A 16161-nucleotide genomic window follows, 5' to 3' on the forward strand; every position below is an offset into this window, starting at 1 on the left:
CGCATGAAAGACCTGCTCAATCTGTTCAACCAGCAGCGACAGACGCTGGATTTCGACGCGATCAAGATCGCTCTGGCTTCGCCGGAGCTGATCCGTTCGTGGTCGTACGGCGAAGTGAAGAAGCCGGAAACGATCAACTACCGCACGTTCAAGCCTGAGCGTGACGGCCTGTTCTGCGCAGCCATTTTCGGTCCGATCAAGGACTACGAGTGCCTGTGCGGCAAGTACAAGCGCATGAAGCATCGCGGCGTCGTCTGCGAGAAGTGCGGCACCGAGGTCACCCTGGCCAAGGTCCGTCGCGAGCGCATGGGCCATATCGAACTGGCGAGCCCGACCGCACATATCTGGTTCCTGAAGTCGCTGCCCTCGCGCATCGGCCTCATGCTGGACATGACCCTGCGTGACATCGAGCGCATCCTGTACTTCGAGGCCTTCGTGGTGATCGATCCGGGCCTGACCGCGCTCGAGCGCGGCCAGCTGCTCAGCGAAGACCAGTACCTGGAAGCCACCGAAGAGCACGGTGACGAGTTCGACGCCCGCATGGGTGCCGAGGCCGTCTACGAACTGCTGAAGAGCCTCGACCTCCCGGGCGAAGTCATTCGCCTGAAGGAAGAGATCTCGTCGACGAACTCCGAGACCAAGCTCAAGCGCCTCACCAAGCGCGTGAAGCTGATCGAGGCGTTCCTCGAGTCGGGCAACAAGCCGGAATGGATGGTCCTGACCGTCCTGCCGGTGCTGCCGCCCGATCTGCGCCCGCTCGTCCCGCTGGACGGCGGCCGCTTCGCGACCTCCGATCTCAACGATCTGTATCGCCGCGTCATCAACCGCAACAACCGCCTGAAGCGTCTGCTCGAACTCGCCGCGCCCGACATCATCGTGCGCAACGAGAAGCGCATGCTGCAGGAGTCGGTCGATGCGCTGCTCGACAACGGCCGTCGCGGTCGTGCCATCACCGGTACGAACAAGCGCGCGCTGAAGTCGCTCGCGGACATGATCAAGGGCAAGCAGGGTCGCTTCCGTCAGAACCTGCTCGGCAAGCGCGTCGACTACTCGGGCCGTTCGGTCATCGTGGTCGGCCCGACGCTGCGCCTGCACCAGTGCGGTCTGCCGAAGAAGATGGCGCTCGAGCTGTTCAAGCCCTTCATCTTCGCGAAGCTGCAGGCTCGTGGCGAAGCCACGACCATCAAGGCTGCCAAAAAGCTCGTCGAACGCGAGGAAGCCCAGGTCTGGGACATCCTGGAAGACGTGATCCGCGAACATCCGGTCATGCTCAACCGTGCGCCGACGCTGCATCGTCTGGGTATCCAGGCGTTCGAGCCGGTGCTCATCGAAGGCAAGGCGATCCAGCTGCATCCGCTCGTCTGTACGGCGTTCAACGCCGACTTCGACGGTGACCAGATGGCCGTGCACGTGCCGCTGTCGATCGAGGCGCAGCTCGAAGCCCGCGCCCTGATGATGTCGTCGAACAACATCCTGTCGCCCGCGAACGGCGAGCCGATCATCGTGCCGTCGCAGGACGTCGTGCTCGGTCTGTACTACATGACCCGCGAGCTGATCAACGCGAAGGGCGCCGGCATGGTGTTCGCGAACGTCGGCGAAGTGCGTCGTGCGTACGACAACCGCGCCGTCGAACTGCACGCCAAGGTCAAGGTGCGCGTGCGCAGCGTGGAAACGGTGGACGGCGAGCGCGTTGAGCGCCAGTCGCTCGTCGATACCACGGTGGGTCGTGCGCTGCTGGCCGAGATCATTCCGGAAGGCCTCCCGTTCGCCCTGGTGAACACGGAGCTGACCAAGAAGAACATCTCGCGCCTGATCAACCAGAGCTACCGTTTGCTCGGCCTGAAGGAATCGGTCGTGTTCGCCGACAAGCTGATGTACACCGGCTTCCGTTTCGCGACGCGTGCCGGTATCTCCATCGGCATCGACGACATGAAGATCCCGGCCGAGAAGCGCGGCATCCTCGAGGAAGCCGAGAAGGAAGTCGTCGAGATCCAGGAGCAGTACCAGTCGGGTCTCGTGACCGCCGGCGAGCGTTACAACAAGGTGGTCGACATCTGGTCGCGCACCAACGAGCTCGTGGCCAAGGCGATGATCGACGGTATCGGTACCGAGAAGGTCACCGATGCCGACGGCAACGTGGTCAACCAGAAGTCGATGAACTCGCTGTACATCATGGCGGACTCCGGCGCCCGCGGTAGCGCGGCCCAGATTCGTCAGCTGGCGGGTATGCGCGGCCTGATGGCGCGTCCGGACGGCTCGATCATCGAGACGCCCATCAAGGCGAACTTCCGCGAAGGCCTGAACGTTCTGCAGTACTTCAACTCCACCCACGGTGCCCGTAAGGGTCTCGCGGATACGGCGCTGAAGACGGCGAACTCCGGTTACCTGACCCGTCGTCTCGTCGACGTGGCGCAGGACGTCGTCATCACCGAGCACGATTGCGGCACGGAAGACGGTGTGCTGATGTCCCCGATCGTGGAAGGCGGCGACGTGGTCGAGCCGCTGCGCGAGCGCGTGCTTGGCCGTGTGGTGGTGGAAGACGTCTACGCCCCTGGCGACGACGACGAACCCATCGTCACCCGCGACACGCTGCTCGACGAGTACCTGGTCGACAAGCTCGACAAGGGTGGCGTGCAGTTGATCAAGGTCCGTTCACCGATCACCTGCCGTGCCAGCCATGGCGTGTGCGCCCTGTGCTACGGCCGCGACCTTGCTCGCGGTCATCTGGTCAACATGGGTGAGGCCGTGGGTGTGGTCGCCGCTCAGTCGATCGGTGAGCCGGGTACCCAGCTGACGATGCGTACGTTCCACATCGGTGGTGCGGCGTCCCGTGCGGCTGCGGTGGACAACGTCACGGTCCGCACGACCGGCGCGCTGAAGTTCAACAACCTGAAGTCGGTCGAGCACGCCCAGGGTCACCTGGTCGCGGTCTCGCGTTCGGGCGAAGTGAGCGTCATCGACGCCAACGGCCGCGAGCGCGAGCGCTACAAGGTGCCGTACGGTGCGACGATTGCGGTGAAGGACGGCGATCCGGTCAAGGCTGGTCAGACCGTTGCCAACTGGGATCCGCATACCCATCCGATCGTCACGGAAGTGGCCGGTGTGGTCCGCTTCATCGACTTCATCGATGGCGTGACCGTGCAGTCGCAGACCGACGAACTGACCGGCCTCGAGTCGGCGGTGGTGACCGATCCGAAGCGTCGCGGTACGCAGGCCAAGGATCTGCGCCCGATCGTCCGCCTGGAAGACAGCAAGGGCCGCGAGCTCAAGCTGCCGGGTACGGATATCGCGGCACAGTACTTCCTGCCGGCCGGCGCGATCGTCTCGATCCAGAACGGTGCCGAAGTGGGCGTGGGCGACGTGGTTGCCCGTATCCCGCAGGAAACCTCGAAGACCCGCGACATCACGGGTGGTCTGCCGCGCGTGGCCGACTTGTTCGAAGCCCGCAAGCCGAAGGAGCCGGCGATCCTCGCGGAACGCTCGGGTATCGTCAGCTTCGGCAAGGACACCAAGGGCAAGCAGCGTCTGATCATCAAGGACGCGGACGGCAACGAGCACGAAGAGCTGATTCCGAAGTGGCGTCAGGTCATCGTGTTCGAAGGCGAGCACGTGGAGAAGGGCGAAACCGTCGTGGACGGCGAGCCGAATCCGCATGACATCCTGCGCCTGCTGGGTGTCGAGCCGCTGGCCTCGTACCTGGTCAAGGAAATCCAGGACGTCTATCGCCTGCAGGGTGTGAAGATCAACGACAAGCACATCGAAGCGATCATTCGCCAGATGCTCCGCAAGGTCGAGATCACCGAGTCGGGCGACAGCACGTATCTCCGCGGCGAGCAGGTCGAGCGCGTCCGGATCAACGAGGAGAACGAGCGTGCCGAGGCTCGGGGCGAGCGTCGGGCCGAGTTCGAGTCGGTCCTGCTGGGTATCACCAAGGCGTCGCTGGCTACCGAGTCGTTCATCTCGGCGGCTTCGTTCCAGGAGACCACCCGCGTCCTCACCGAGGCGGCGGTCCGTGGCACCCGCGACACGTTGCGTGGCCTTAAGGAAAATGTTATTGTTGGACGGCTAATCCCTGCGGGCACGGGTCTGGCTTACCACGCTTCGCGTCGTAACCAGGGCGGCCTGACGGCCTCGGAGCTCGAAACCCTCTCGGGTTCGGCGCCGGCCGTTACGTTCGAAGAGGCACCTGCCGGGTCCACCGATAGCGCCGAGTAAGGCCCGTAGACGGGTTTTGCTCGTACATACGAAATGAGGCGCAAGGATGCGCCTCGTGTTCGGAGTCAAGGACGATGGGCGTCGGTTCGCTTCGCGGGCGGCGCACGTCAACAACGCTTATCTGGCGGGCCGATCTATCGGTCTGCCTTTATGTTTCTCAGGAATAGCTTCGCATGACGACAGTCAACCAGTTGGTGCGCAAATCCCGCAGCCCGAAGGCGTACAAGAGCGCCTCCCCGGCCCTGCAGAGCAGCCCGCAGCGCCGCGGGGTCTGCACGCGCGTTTATACGACCACCCCGAAGAAGCCGAACTCGGCCCTGCGTAAGGTTGCCAAGGTGCGCCTGACCAACGGTTTCGAAGTCATCAGCTACATCGGTGGCGAAGGTCACAACCTGCAGGAGCACTCGGTGGTCCTGATCCGCGGCGGTCGCGTCAAGGATCTCCCCGGTGTGCGTTACCACACGGTTCGCGGCAGTCTCGACTGCGCCGGCGTGACCAAGCGTCGCAAGTCGCGCTCGAAGTACGGCGCCAAGCGTCCGAAGAGCTGAGTAAAGGACAAGAATTATGTCGCGTAAAGGTTCCCATCCCGCCCGTGTCGTCCTCCCGGACCCGAAGCACGGAAGCCAGCTGATTGCCCGTTTCATCAATATGGTGATGAAGTCCGGCAAGAAGTCCGTCGCCGAGTCGATCGTCTACGGCGCCCTGCAGCACATCGGTGAAAAGCACGCCGAGCCGGTGCAACTCGTCGAGAAGGCTCTGGGCAACATCGCCCCGGCCGTCGAGGTGAAGTCCCGCCGCGTTGGTGGTGCGACGTACCAGGTGCCGGTCGAAGTTCGTCCGGGTCGCCGTATGGCGCTCGCGATGCGCTGGGTGATCGACGCAGCGCGCAAGCGCGGCGAGACGTCCATGCCGCGCAAGCTGGCCGCCGAACTGCTCGAAGCCTCGGAATCCCGTGGCGGCGCCGTGAAGAAGCGCGAAGAGACGCACCGCATGGCAGAGGCCAACAAGGCCTTCTCGCATTACCGCTGGTAATTACAGCTTCAGATTGAGGAAAGACCGTGGCACGCACCACTCCCATCGAGCGCTACCGCAACTTCGGCATCATGGCTCACATCGATGCCGGCAAGACCACGACCACGGAGCGCATCCTGTTCTACACCGGTGTCAGTCATAAGATTGGCGAGGTGCATGACGGTGCGGCGACGATGGACTGGATGGAGCAGGAGCAGGAGCGCGGCATCACCATCACTTCCGCCGCCACCACGGCGTTCTGGAAGGGTATGGATCGTTCGCTGCCCGAGCACCGCTTCAACATCATCGACACCCCGGGACACGTCGACTTCACCATCGAAGTGGAGCGTTCGCTTCGCGTGCTCGACGGTGCGGTGTTCGTGCTCTGCGCCGTGGGTGGCGTGCAGCCGCAGTCGGAAACCGTGTGGCGTCAGGCCAACCGGTACAAGGTTCCGCGCCTTGCGTTCGTCAACAAGATGGACCGCACGGGTGCGAACTTCTACAAGGTCGTCGAGCAGCTGAAGTCGCGTCTGGCCGCCAACCCGGTGCCGATGCAGGTGCCGATCGGCGCCGAAGACAACTTCGAAGGCGTCGTCGATCTCCTCAAGATGAAGGCCATCAAGTGGGACATGGAGTCCCAGGGCATGAAGTTCGAATACGTCGACATCCCGGCGGAACTCCAGGCCAAGGCCGAAGAAGATCGTACGGCCATGATCGAAGCCGCGGCGGAAGCCACGGAAGAGATGATGGACAAGTACCTCGGCGGCGAAGAGCTGACCGAAGCCGAGATCATCGAAGGTCTGCGTCTGCGTACGCTGAAGAGCGAGATCATCCCGGTCTTCTGCGGTACGGCGTTCAAGAACAAGGGCGTCCAGGCGATGCTCGACGCGGTCGTCAACCTGCTTCCGTCGCCGGTCGATCGTCCGCCCGTCGAGGGCATCAACGAAGACGAGCAGCCGGATACGCGTCCCGCCAAGGACGACGCGCCGTTCTCTGCGCTCGCGTTCAAGATCATGACCGACCCGTTCGTCGGCGCGCTGACGTTCTTCCGTGTCTACTCGGGCACGCTGAACGCCGGTGACCAGGTGTACAACCCGGTCAAGTCGAAGAAGGAGCGCATCGGTCGCATCCTGCAGATGCACGCGAACGAGCGTCACGAACTGAAGGAAGTCCGCGCTGGCGATATCGCCGCGGCGGTCGGCCTGAAGGACGTCACGACCGGTGACACGCTGTGCGCGCAGGATCACATCATCACGCTCGAGCGCATGTCGTTCCCCGAGCCGGTGATCTCGATGGCGGTCGAGCCGAAGACCAAGTCGGACCAGGAAAAGATGGGTATCGCCCTCGGCCGTCTGGCTGCGGAAGATCCGTCCTTCCGCGTCCGTACGGACGAAGAGTCTGGCCAGACGATCATCTCGGGCATGGGCGAGCTTCACCTGGACATCCTGGTGGATCGCATGAAGCGCGAGTTCAACGTCGAAGCCAACGTCGGCAAGCCGCAGGTGGCTTACCGCGAGACCATTCAGGCGTCGGACGTCAAGTCGGACTACAAGCACGCCAAGCAGTCGGGTGGTAAGGGTCAGTACGGTCACGTTGTGATCGAGCTCTCCCCGATCACCGACGCCGATCGTGCCGACGAAAAGCTCGCCGCTCAGATCAAGGACGATTTCCTCTTCATCAACGACATCACCGGTGGCGTGATTCCGAAGGAATTCATCCCGTCGGTTGAGAAGGGTCTGCGCGAGACGATCACCTCCGGTCCGCTGGCTGGCTTCCCGGTCGTGAACACGAAGGTCAAGCTCGTGTTCGGTTCGTACCACGACGTCGACTCGTCCGAAATGGCGTTCAAGCTCGCCGCTTCCATGGCGTTCAAGCAGGGCTTCGCGAAGGCGCAGCCGGTGCTGCTCGAGCCGATCATGAAGGTCGAGGTCGTGACGCCGGAAGACTACGTCGGCGACGTCATGGGCGACATCAGCCGTCGTCGCGGCATGCTGACCGGTCAGGAAGAAACGCCGTCGGGCAAGACCGTCAACGCGATGATTCCGCTGGGCGAGATGTTCGGCTACGCGACCTCTCTGCGTTCGCAGACCCAGGGTCGTGCCACGTTCACGATGGAATTCGACCATTACGAGCCGGCGCCGAAGAACATCGCGGACGAGGTCATGAAGAAGTCCTGATAAGGGCTTCTTCTTCAAAAACACATAACGTTCTTTTAGAGGTTTCGAGTCATGGCAAAGGGTAAGTTCGAACGTAAGAAGCCGCACGTCAACGTCGGCACCATCGGTCACGTCGACCACGGCAAGACCACGCTCACGGCTGCCCTGACGAAGATCGGCGCCGAGCGTTTTGGTGGCGAGTTCAAGGACTACGGTTCGATCGATGCGGCGCCGGAAGAGAAGGCGCGCGGCATCACGATCTCGACCGCACACGTGGAATACGAATCGCCGAAGCGCCACTACGGCCACGTCGATTGCCCGGGCCACGCTGACTACGTCAAGAACATGATCACGGGTGCGGCGCAGATGGACGGCGCGATCCTGGTGTGCTCGGCCGCTGACGGCCCGATGCCGCAGACTCGCGAGCACATCCTGCTCTCGCGTCAGGTCGGCGTGCCGTACATCGTGGTGTTCCTGAACAAGGCCGACATGGTCGACGACGCCGAGCTCCTTGAGCTGGTCGAGATGGAAGTCCGCGAGCTGCTGTCGAAGTACGAGTTCCCGGGCGACGATACCCCGATCGTGCACGGCTCGGCGCGTCTGGCGCTGGACGGCGACCAGTCGGAGATCGGCGTGCCGTCGATCATCAAGCTCGTCGACGCCCTCGACAGCTGGATCCCGGAGCCGGAGCGTGACATCGACAAGCCGTTCCTGCTGCCGGTCGAAGACGTGTTCTCGATCTCCGGTCGCGGTACGGTGCTGACCGGTCGTGTCGAGCGCGGCATCGTGAAGGTGGGTGACCCGGCCGAAGTGGTTGGCCTGAAGGACACCCAGCAGACGACGGTCACGGGCGTGGAAATGTTCCGCAAGCTGCTGGATCAGGGTCAGGCCGGTGACAACGTCGGCGTGCTGGTTCGCGGCCTGAAGCGTGAAGACGTCGAGCGCGGTCAGGTGCTGGCCAAGCCGGGTTCGGTTACGCCGCACACCGAGTTCGAGGGTGAGGTGTACATCCTCTCCAAGGACGAGGGCGGTCGCCACACCCCGTTCTTCAGCAACTATCGTCCGCAGTTCTACTTCCGTACCACGGACGTGACCGGTTCCATCAAGCTGCCGGAAGGCACCGAGATGGTGATGCCGGGTGACAACGTGAAGATCAGCGTCACGCTGGGCTTCCCGATCGCCATGGACGAAGGTCTGCGCTTCGCCATCCGCGAAGGTGGCCGCACCGTCGGCGCCGGCGTGGTCGCTAAGATCATCAAGTAAGCAATATCTCCCTTCGGGGAATGGAAAGGCGGGGGCGAAAGCCCCCGCCTTTTTTTATGTTCCGCTCTCTTGGGGCTTCCGTTCCGTGGAATCTCCCGCTATACTCCGCTGGCTAACATTCCCGAGCGTCTATAAAACGACCTCGGACCACGCGAAATGAGGCGCACGGAATGTGCTTCGAGTTCGCAGGCAAGGATGCCGAATAGGGTAGCAACGGGCCACGGGGCGCAAGCTCTGTTGACCCATACTGTTGCTTATTCTATACTTTTCTGTCTGGGCAGGCCGTTATTGCGGTCTGCCCGACTTTTTCGGGTCGTTTTGGACGGTTTTGTGCCGTTCCTGGCGGCCCGTTGCGGCACCTGCAGTACCAGCAACAAGGGTTGTGCGGAGTGGCGAGAAGCCCCTCCGAATCACAAGAACGTTCTTTCGATAACAGGACACGGTTTTATGGCGAACCAAAAGATTCGCATTCGGCTCAAGGCGTTCGATCATCGTCTGATCGACCGTTCGGCCAGCGAAATCGTCGAGACGGCCAAGCGCACTGGCGCGACGGTGCTCGGCCCGATCCCGCTGCCGACCAAGATTGAGCGCTACACCATTCTGGTGTCGCCGCACGTCGACAAAGATGCCCGCGACCAGTACGAGACTCGTACCCACAAGCGCGTTCTGGACATCGTCGACCCCAACGACAAGACCGTGGACGCGCTCATGAAGCTCGATCTCGCCGCCGGCGTCGACGTGCAGATCAAGCTCGGTTGAGCGGACTAAAGGATACGAAGATGAGTATCGGACTGGTTGGCCGCAAGTGCGGCATGAGCCGGCTCTTCACCGAAGACGGCCGCTCGATTCCGGTGACGCTGATTGAAGCGACCCCGAATCGTGTGACGCAGGTGAAGACCGAAGAAAACGACGGCTACAGCGCCGTGCAGGTCACGACGGGCGCGAAGCGCGCCTCGCTCCTGACGGCTCCGCTGAAGGGTCATTACGCCAACGCCAAGGTTGAGCCGGGTCGTGGTCTGTGGGAATTCCGCGTGTCCGCGGAAGACGCAGGCAAGTACGCGATCGGCACTGAAATCAAGGCGGACGACGTGTTCACCGTCGGTCAGACGGTCGACGTCGCCGGTGTGTCGAAGGGTAAGGGTTTCCAGGGCACCATCAAGCGTCACCACTTCAAGATGGGCGACGCCACGCACGGTAACTCGCTGTCGCATCGCGCCCCGGGCTCGATCGGTCAGCGCCAGACGCCGGGCCGCGTGTTCCCGGGTAAGAAGATGTCGGGCCACATGGGTGCGGTCAATCGCACGCAGCAGGGTCTCGAAGTTGTCAAGGTCGATGCCGAGCGCCACCTGATCGCAGTCAAGGGCGCAGTCCCGGGTGCGCCGGGCGGTGACGTCGTGATTCGTCCGACGACCAAGGGCTGAGGAGAGACGCCATGGAACTCAACGTTATTGGCGCCAAGGCGCTCACCGTGTCGGACGAAGTGTTCGGCGGCGAGTACAAGAAGGCCCTCGTGCACCAGGTCGTCACTGCCTATCAGGCAGGTGGCCGTGCCGGTACGAAGGCTCAGCTGTCTCGCGGTCAGATGTCCGGTACGACCAAGAAGTTCAAGAAGCAGAAGGGCGGCGGCGCTCGTCACGGCGACTACCGCGCTCCGATCTTCGTCGGTGGTGGTGTGACGTTCGCAGCGAAGCCGCGCAGCTTCGAGCAGAAGGTCAACCGTAAGGCTTACCGGGTCGCGATCCGTTCGATCGTCGCCGAGCTGAACCGTCAGGATCGCCTGAAGATCGTCTCCGAACTGTCGATGGATGCCCCGAGCACCAAGGGCATGATCGCTAAGCTCGCCGAGCTCGAAGTCAAGGGTCGCGTACTGCTGGTGTCGGAAGACGCCACCGAGGCGCTGTACCTGTCCGCTCGCAACATTCCGTACATCCACGTCGTCGACGTGCTGGCCCTGAATCCGGTCAGCCTGGTCGGCAGCGACTACGTCGTCATGACGGTGGACGCGGTCAAGAAGGTCGAGGAGTGGCTCGCATGAGCACCGAACGCACGCTCAACACGCTTCGCGCGCCGCACATCTCCGAGAAGTCGGCTCGCCTTGCTGAGAACAACCAGTACGTTTTCGTCGTGGCGCCCGAGGCGACCAAGGCCGATGTCCGTGCAGCGGTGGAACACCTCTTCGACGTCAAGGTCGTGGACGTGAACCTCGTGAATACCAAGGGCAAGGTCAAGTCGTTCCGCTTCCGCACTGGCAACCGCCAGGGCAAGCGTAAGGCCTACGTGCGCCTCGCCGACGGTCACACGATCGACGTGTCGGCCAAGGCCTGAGCCAGGAGTTGAATTGAGATGGCACTGATCACTCACAAGCCGACCTCCCCGGGCCGCCGCGACGCAGTCAGCGTGCGGACCGAAGGTCTGCACAAGGGCGCACCTTACGCGCCCCTGACCGAATCGCAGTCGAAGACCGGCGGTCGCAACCATTACGGTCGCATCACCACGCGTCATCGCGGCGGCGGTCACAAGCAGGCTTACCGCATCATCGATTTCAAGCGTGACAAGGAAGGCATCGCCGCCGTTGTCGAGCGTCTGGAATACGATCCGAACCGCACTGCGCACATCGCGCTGCTGTGCTACGCCGACGGCGAGCGCCGCTACATCATCGCGCCGAAGGGCGTGGCGGTGGGCGACCGTCTCGTGTCGGGTTCCGACTCGCCGATCAAGCCGGGCAACTGCCTGCCGCTTCGTTCGATCCCCGTCGGTTCGACGATCCACTGCATCGAGATGAAGCCGGGCAAGGGTGCGCAGATCGCGCGTTCCGCCGGTGCTTCCGTCCAGCTGGTGGCTCGCGAGCAGGGTTACGCCACGCTGCGTCTTCGCTCCGGCGAAATGCGTCGCGTGCCGGTCGAGTGCCGCGCCACCATCGGTGAAGTCGGTAACTCGGAGCACAGCCTGCGCAAGCTCGGCAAGGCCGGCGCCAAGCGTTGGAAGGGCATTCGTCCGACCGTCCGCGGCGTGGTCATGAACCCTGTCGACCATCCGCACGGCGGTGGTGAAGGCCGTACCTCCGGTGGCCGTCATCCGGTCAGCCCGTGGGGCACGCCGACCAAGGGTTACAAGACGCGCAACAACAAGCGCACCCAGCAGTTCATCGTGCGTCGTCGCAAGTAATAGGAAACGATCATGCCGCGCTCTCTAAAGAAAGGTCCGTTCGTTGACCTGCACCTCGTAAAGAAGGTGGAAGCCGCCGTTTCCGCCAACAACAAGCGTCCGATCAAGACCTGGTCGCGTCGCTCGATGATCCTGCCGGAGATGGTCGGTCTGACCATCGCCATCCACAACGGCCGCCAGCACGTGCCTGTGTTGATCAACGAGAACATGGTCGGGCACAAGCTCGGCGAGTTCGCGGTGACCCGCACGTACAAGGGCCACGCCGGCGACAAGAAGGGCAAGTGATGAGCACCGAAGCCAAAGCGATCCTGCGCAGCGCCCGCATCTCGGCGCAGAAGGCACGCCTGGTGGCCGACCTGGTCCGCGGCATGCCCGTGGGCCGGGCGAGCGACGTGCTTGCCTTTACCAACAAGAAGGCCGCACACCTTGTTCGCAAGGTGCTGCTCTCCGCCGTCGCCAACGCCGAGAACAATCTCGGTGCCGACGTGGACGAGCTGAAGGTGGCCCGCATCTTCGTGGACGAAGGTCCGGCGATGAAGCGTATGTACGCCCGCGCCAAAGGCCGCGGCTCGCGCATCCTGAAGCGCACCAGCCACATCACTGTGGTTGTCGGCAACTGACTGGGGTAAGAAACGATGGGTCATAAAGTTCATCCCACCGGTATCCGCCTCGGCATTGCCAAGGACTGGAACTCGAAGTGGTACGCCAACAAGGGTGAGTACGCTCAGTACCTCGCTGCCGACCTCAAGGTCCGCGAGATGCTGCGCAAGAAGCTCGCCGCCGCCGGTATCTCGAAGATTCAGATCGAGCGCCCGGCCAAGACCGCCCGCGTGACGATCCACACCGCCCGTCCGGGCGTGGTGATCGGCAAGAAGGGTGAGGACATCGAGAAGCTGCGCAAGGAAGTCACCGACATGATGGGCGTCCCGACGCACATCAACGTCAGTGAAGTCCGCAAGCCGGAACTCGACGCCCAACTCGTCGCCGAGTCGATCGCTCAGCAGCTCGAGCGTCGCATCATGTTCCGCCGCGCCATGAAGCGCTCGGTCGGTAACGCGATGCGCCTCGGTGCCCTCGGCATCAAGATCAACGTCTCCGGCCGTCTGAACGGTGCCGAGATCGCGCGCTCCGAGTGGGCTCGCGAAGGTCGCGTTCCGCTGCACACGCTGCGTGCGGATATCGACTACGGCACCGCCGAAGCCAAGACCCAGTACGGCATCATCGGTGTCAAGGTATGGGTCTACAAGGGCGAGATCTTCGATCTGGCGGCCGCTACGGCCGAGTCGAAGGAAGAACAGCAGCCTCAGCAGTCGTCGCGCCGCGAGGGTGGTGAAAACCGCCGCGAGCGTGAGCGCGCTGCCAAGTAAGGAGCGTTGCCATGTTGCAACCGAAGCGTACCAAGTACCGCAAGATGCATAAGGGCCGTAACGACGGCCTGGCATTCAACTCCAACCTCGTGAGCTTTGGCGAGTACGGCCTCAAGGCGACGACGCACGGTCAGTTGACCGCGCGTCAGATCGAAGCGGCCCGTCGTTGCATCACGCGCTACGTAAAGCGTGGCGGCAAGCTTTGGATCCGCGTGTTCCCGGACAAGCCGATCACCCGTAAGCCCATCGAAGTTCGAATGGGTGCCGGTAAGGGTGGCGTCGAGTTCTGGGTCGCTCTGATCCAGCCCGGCCGCATGCTTTATGAAATCGAAGGTGTCGACGAGGCGACGGCACGCGAAGCGTTCCGTCTGGCGGCAGCCAAGCTCTCCGTGCAGACCCAGTTCGTCTCCAGGGCGGTGATGTAATGGCCAGCAAAGAAATCAAAGAGAAGTCGGCGGAAGAGCTGAAGCAGCATCTGCTGGACCTTCGCAAGGAGCAGTTCAATCTGCGCATGCAGAAGGGCTCCGGACAGCTCACTCAGCCGCACCAGCTGCGCCGCGTTCGGCGTGACATCGCCCGCACGAAGTTCGTGCTCGGCGGCAAGAAGTAAGGACGGCGGACATGAGCGATAACACGAAGACGGCGCGCACCCTCGAGGGCCGCGTCATCAGCAACAAGATGGCCAACACGGTAACGGTGTTGATCGAGCGTCAGGTGCAGCATCCGCTGCTCGGCAAGATCATCCGCCGTTCCACGAAGCTCCACGCGCACGACGAAACCGGTGCGAACGAGGGCGACGTGGTCCGTATTGCGGAATGCCGCCCGCTGTCGAAGACGAAACACCACCGCGTGGTCGAAATCGTCACGCGCGCTGAAGTTTAAGGAGAGCTGCGATGATTCAGATGCAAAGCACGCTTTCCGCGGCGGACAACAGCGGCGCGAAGGAACTGATGTGCATCAAGGTGCTGGGCGGCTCGAAGCGCCGTTATGCCAGCGTCGGTGATGTCATCAAGGTGACGGTCAAGGACGCCATTCCCCGCGGTAAGGTCAAGAAGGGTGAGGTGTACAACGCCGTGGTGGTTCGTACCGCCAAGGGTGTGCGCCGCGCTGACGGTTCGCTGATCCGTTTCGACGGTAACGCGGCCGTGCTCCTCAACAACAAGCTCGAGCCGATCGGTACCCGTATTTTCGGGCCGGTTACCCGCGAGCTGCGCAGCGAGAAGTTCATGAAGATCGTCTCGCTCGCGCCCGAAGTGCTCTGAGCGGAGGCCAGACATGAACCGTATCCGCAAGGGTGATAACGTCGTCGTCATCACCGGCAAGAACAAGGGCCAGCGCGGCGACGTGCTGCGCGTCGATGGCGACCGCGTGGTCGTCTCGAACGTGAACCTGGTCAAGCGTCACACGAAGCCGAATCCGCAGGCCAACCAGCCGGGTGGAATCGTCGAGCGTGAGGCCTCGATCCATATCTCCAATGTCCAGCTCTTCAACTCCGCCACGAACAAGGGCGAGCGCGTGGGCACCAAGACGCTCGAGGACGGGCGCAAGGTGCGCGTGTTCCGTTCGGGCGAAGTGGTCGACGCGTAAGGAACCGAAGTCATGACCCGCCTTGAAACGTTTTACAAAGAGTCGGTAATGCAGAAGCTCACTGAGCGCTTCGGTTACCAGAACGTCATGGAAGTCCCGCGCATCACGAAGATCACGCTCAACATGGGCGTCGGCGAAGCCGCCGGTAACAAGAAGATCCTCGACAACGCGGTCGCCGACATGACCAAGATCGCCGGCCAGAAGCCGATCACGACGAAGGCCCGCGTGTCGGTCGCTTCGTTCAAGATCCGCGACGGTTGGCCGATCGGCTGCAAGGTCACGCTTCGTCGTGCCCAGATGTGGGAATTCCTGGACCGCCTGATCAACATCTCGCTGCCGCGTACGCGCGACTTCCGTGGTGTCTCGGGCCGTGCCTTCGATGGCCGTGGTAACTACAACTTCGGCATCAAGGAACAGATCATTTTCCCGGAAATCGACTTCGATCAGGTTGACGCGCTGCGTGGCATGGATATCTCCATCACCACCACCGCCAAGACCGACGAAGAAGCCAAGGCGCTGCTGGAAGCCTTCAGCTTCCCGTTCCGCAACTGATCACAGGTAGAACATGGCCAAGACCTCGATGGTCGAGCGCGACCTCAAGCGCACCAAGCTCGTCAAGAAGTTCGCCGCTAAGCGCGCCGAACTGAAGGCGATCGTCCTGAGCGCTTCTGCGTCGTACGACGAGAAGATGGAAGCCCAGACCAAGCTGCAGAAGCTCCCGCGCGATGCCAGCCCGGTGCGTCAGCGTAATCGCTGCGCCCTGACCGGCCGCCCGCGTGGCGTCTACAGCAAGTTCGGCCTGGGCCGCAACAAGCTCCGCGAAGCCACCATGCGTGGCGACGTGCCGGGCCTGCGCAAGGCTAGCTGGTAAAAAACTCGCCAAGGGCGGGGCAAGCTGTTATAGTCGTCGGTCTGCGCAATGCAGACCGACGATTGTCGGCTTTACAATTCAAGATTTCCGGTAATTCGGATATCGGTGCACTCTCAAGGATTTTCTTATGAGCATGACTGATCCTATCGCCGATCTGTTTACGCGCATCCGTAATGGCCAGGCCTCTGGCAAGTCGGTTGTCCGTATGCCGTCGTCGAAGATGAAGCTGGCCCTGGCTAAGCTTCTGCAGAACGAAGGCTACATTCTCGACGCCCGTGCCGCTGACGAAGCGGGTAAGCCGGTGCTCGAAATCAAGCTGAAGTATTTCGAAGGCCGTCCGGCTATCGAGACCATCTCCCGTGTCAGCCGTTCCGGTCTCCGCGTCTATCGCGGCAAGGACGAGCTGCCGAAGGTTCTCGGCGGTCTGGGTATCTCGATCATCTCGACTTCCGCCGGTCTCCTGACCGACGCGCAGGCCCGTGCCAAGGGTCTGGGCGGCGAAGTCATCGGCCAGGTGGCGTAAGGA

At 62.5% G+C, this 16161-nt stretch carries 21 protein-coding genes; all 21 read left to right on the forward strand.

The window, feature by feature from the left end:
- The first annotated feature begins 3 nt into the window (after nucleotides 1-3).
- On the forward strand, nucleotides 4-4215 hold the full coding sequence (gene rpoC, locus IM816_RS03820) for a DNA-directed RNA polymerase subunit beta' (protein ID WP_072324091.1): 4212 nt from the start codon (nucleotides 4-6) through the stop codon (nucleotides 4213-4215).
- Between the two features lie 173 nt (nucleotides 4216-4388).
- Entirely contained in the window at nucleotides 4389-4763 is a 375-nt protein-coding gene (rpsL, locus tag IM816_RS03825; RefSeq protein ID WP_036115505.1) for a 30S ribosomal protein S12, read from the forward strand.
- 16 nt (nucleotides 4764-4779) lie between these two features.
- Nucleotides 4780-5247, forward strand: a complete 468-nt coding sequence (rpsG, locus tag IM816_RS03830; RefSeq protein ID WP_036115503.1) for a 30S ribosomal protein S7 — start codon at nucleotides 4780-4782, stop codon at nucleotides 5245-5247.
- Between the two features lie 26 nt (nucleotides 5248-5273).
- Entirely contained in the window at nucleotides 5274-7403 is a 2130-nt protein-coding gene (gene fusA, locus IM816_RS03835) for an elongation factor G (protein WP_250339855.1), read from the forward strand.
- A gap of 51 nt (nucleotides 7404-7454) precedes the next feature.
- Nucleotides 7455-8645, forward strand: coding sequence for an elongation factor Tu (tuf, locus tag IM816_RS03840; protein ID WP_250339853.1), 1191 nt, complete (start codon nucleotides 7455-7457; stop codon nucleotides 8643-8645).
- A 447-nt stretch (nucleotides 8646-9092) separates the two neighbouring features.
- Nucleotides 9093-9404 (forward strand): 30S ribosomal protein S10, encoded by a 312-nt coding sequence (rpsJ, locus tag IM816_RS03845; protein ID WP_014402136.1) that lies wholly within the window; start codon nucleotides 9093-9095, stop codon nucleotides 9402-9404.
- Between the two features lie 20 nt (nucleotides 9405-9424).
- The gene (gene rplC / locus IM816_RS03850) at nucleotides 9425-10066 is read left to right on the forward strand and encodes a 50S ribosomal protein L3 (RefSeq protein ID WP_089978135.1); all 642 of its coding nucleotides are present in this window, start codon (nucleotides 9425-9427) and stop codon (nucleotides 10064-10066) included.
- Nucleotides 10067-10077: 11 nt separating this feature from the next.
- A complete protein-coding gene (gene rplD / locus IM816_RS03855; protein WP_250339856.1) occupies nucleotides 10078-10680 on the forward strand; it encodes a 50S ribosomal protein L4 in 603 nt (200 codons plus the stop codon).
- Complete coding sequence (rplW, locus tag IM816_RS03860; protein ID WP_046967254.1) at nucleotides 10677-10970, forward strand: 50S ribosomal protein L23; 294 nt, start codon at nucleotides 10677-10679, stop codon at nucleotides 10968-10970. Before rplD ends, rplW begins: the two co-directional genes overlap by 4 nt.
- An 18-nt stretch (nucleotides 10971-10988) precedes the next feature.
- Nucleotides 10989-11810 carry a 50S ribosomal protein L2 gene (rplB, locus tag IM816_RS03865; protein WP_072322773.1) on the forward strand — a complete coding sequence of 274 codons (822 nt, stop codon included), beginning with the start codon at nucleotides 10989-10991 and terminating at the stop codon, nucleotides 11808-11810.
- A gap of 12 nt (nucleotides 11811-11822) precedes the next feature.
- Nucleotides 11823-12095, forward strand: a complete 273-nt coding sequence (rpsS, locus tag IM816_RS03870) for a 30S ribosomal protein S19 (RefSeq protein ID WP_029213892.1) — start codon at nucleotides 11823-11825, stop codon at nucleotides 12093-12095.
- Complete coding sequence (gene rplV / locus IM816_RS03875) at nucleotides 12095-12430, forward strand: 50S ribosomal protein L22 (protein WP_029213891.1); 336 nt, start codon at nucleotides 12095-12097, stop codon at nucleotides 12428-12430. The genes rpsS and rplV overlap by 1 nt, the downstream gene beginning before the upstream one ends.
- Nucleotides 12431-12445: 15 nt before the next feature.
- Nucleotides 12446-13177, forward strand: coding sequence for a 30S ribosomal protein S3 (rpsC, locus tag IM816_RS03880; protein WP_029213890.1), 732 nt, complete (start codon nucleotides 12446-12448; stop codon nucleotides 13175-13177).
- Nucleotides 13178-13188: 11 nt separating this feature from the next.
- Nucleotides 13189-13602: a 50S ribosomal protein L16 gene (rplP, locus tag IM816_RS03885; RefSeq protein WP_072322774.1), complete on the forward strand. Its 414-nt coding sequence runs from the start codon at nucleotides 13189-13191 to the stop codon at nucleotides 13600-13602.
- Nucleotides 13602-13787 (forward strand): 50S ribosomal protein L29, encoded by a 186-nt coding sequence (gene rpmC / locus IM816_RS03890; protein WP_072322775.1) that lies wholly within the window; start codon nucleotides 13602-13604, stop codon nucleotides 13785-13787. The genes rplP and rpmC overlap by 1 nt, the downstream gene beginning before the upstream one ends.
- A gap of 11 nt (nucleotides 13788-13798) precedes the next feature.
- A complete protein-coding gene (gene rpsQ, locus IM816_RS03895) occupies nucleotides 13799-14059 on the forward strand; it encodes a 30S ribosomal protein S17 (RefSeq protein WP_072322776.1) in 261 nt (86 codons plus the stop codon).
- Nucleotides 14060-14070: 11 nt separating this feature from the next.
- Nucleotides 14071-14439 (forward strand): 50S ribosomal protein L14, encoded by a 369-nt coding sequence (rplN, locus tag IM816_RS03900; protein WP_072322777.1) that lies wholly within the window; start codon nucleotides 14071-14073, stop codon nucleotides 14437-14439.
- A gap of 13 nt (nucleotides 14440-14452) precedes the next feature.
- Nucleotides 14453-14764 (forward strand): 50S ribosomal protein L24, encoded by a 312-nt coding sequence (rplX, locus tag IM816_RS03905; RefSeq protein ID WP_090054986.1) that lies wholly within the window; start codon nucleotides 14453-14455, stop codon nucleotides 14762-14764.
- A 12-nt stretch (nucleotides 14765-14776) separates the two neighbouring features.
- The gene (rplE, locus tag IM816_RS03910; RefSeq protein ID WP_072322779.1) at nucleotides 14777-15316 is read left to right on the forward strand and encodes a 50S ribosomal protein L5; all 540 of its coding nucleotides are present in this window, start codon (nucleotides 14777-14779) and stop codon (nucleotides 15314-15316) included.
- Nucleotides 15317-15329: 13 nt separating this feature from the next.
- Nucleotides 15330-15635 (forward strand): 30S ribosomal protein S14, encoded by a 306-nt coding sequence (gene rpsN, locus IM816_RS03915; RefSeq protein ID WP_072322780.1) that lies wholly within the window; start codon nucleotides 15330-15332, stop codon nucleotides 15633-15635.
- Nucleotides 15636-15762: 127 nt separating this feature from the next.
- On the forward strand, nucleotides 15763-16158 hold the full coding sequence (rpsH, locus tag IM816_RS03920; protein WP_072322781.1) for a 30S ribosomal protein S8: 396 nt from the start codon (nucleotides 15763-15765) through the stop codon (nucleotides 16156-16158).
- Nucleotides 16159-16161: the final 3 nt, after the last annotated feature.

Source organism: Luteibacter flocculans (assembly GCF_023612255.1).
GTDB lineage: Bacteria > Pseudomonadota > Gammaproteobacteria > Xanthomonadales > Rhodanobacteraceae > Luteibacter > Luteibacter flocculans.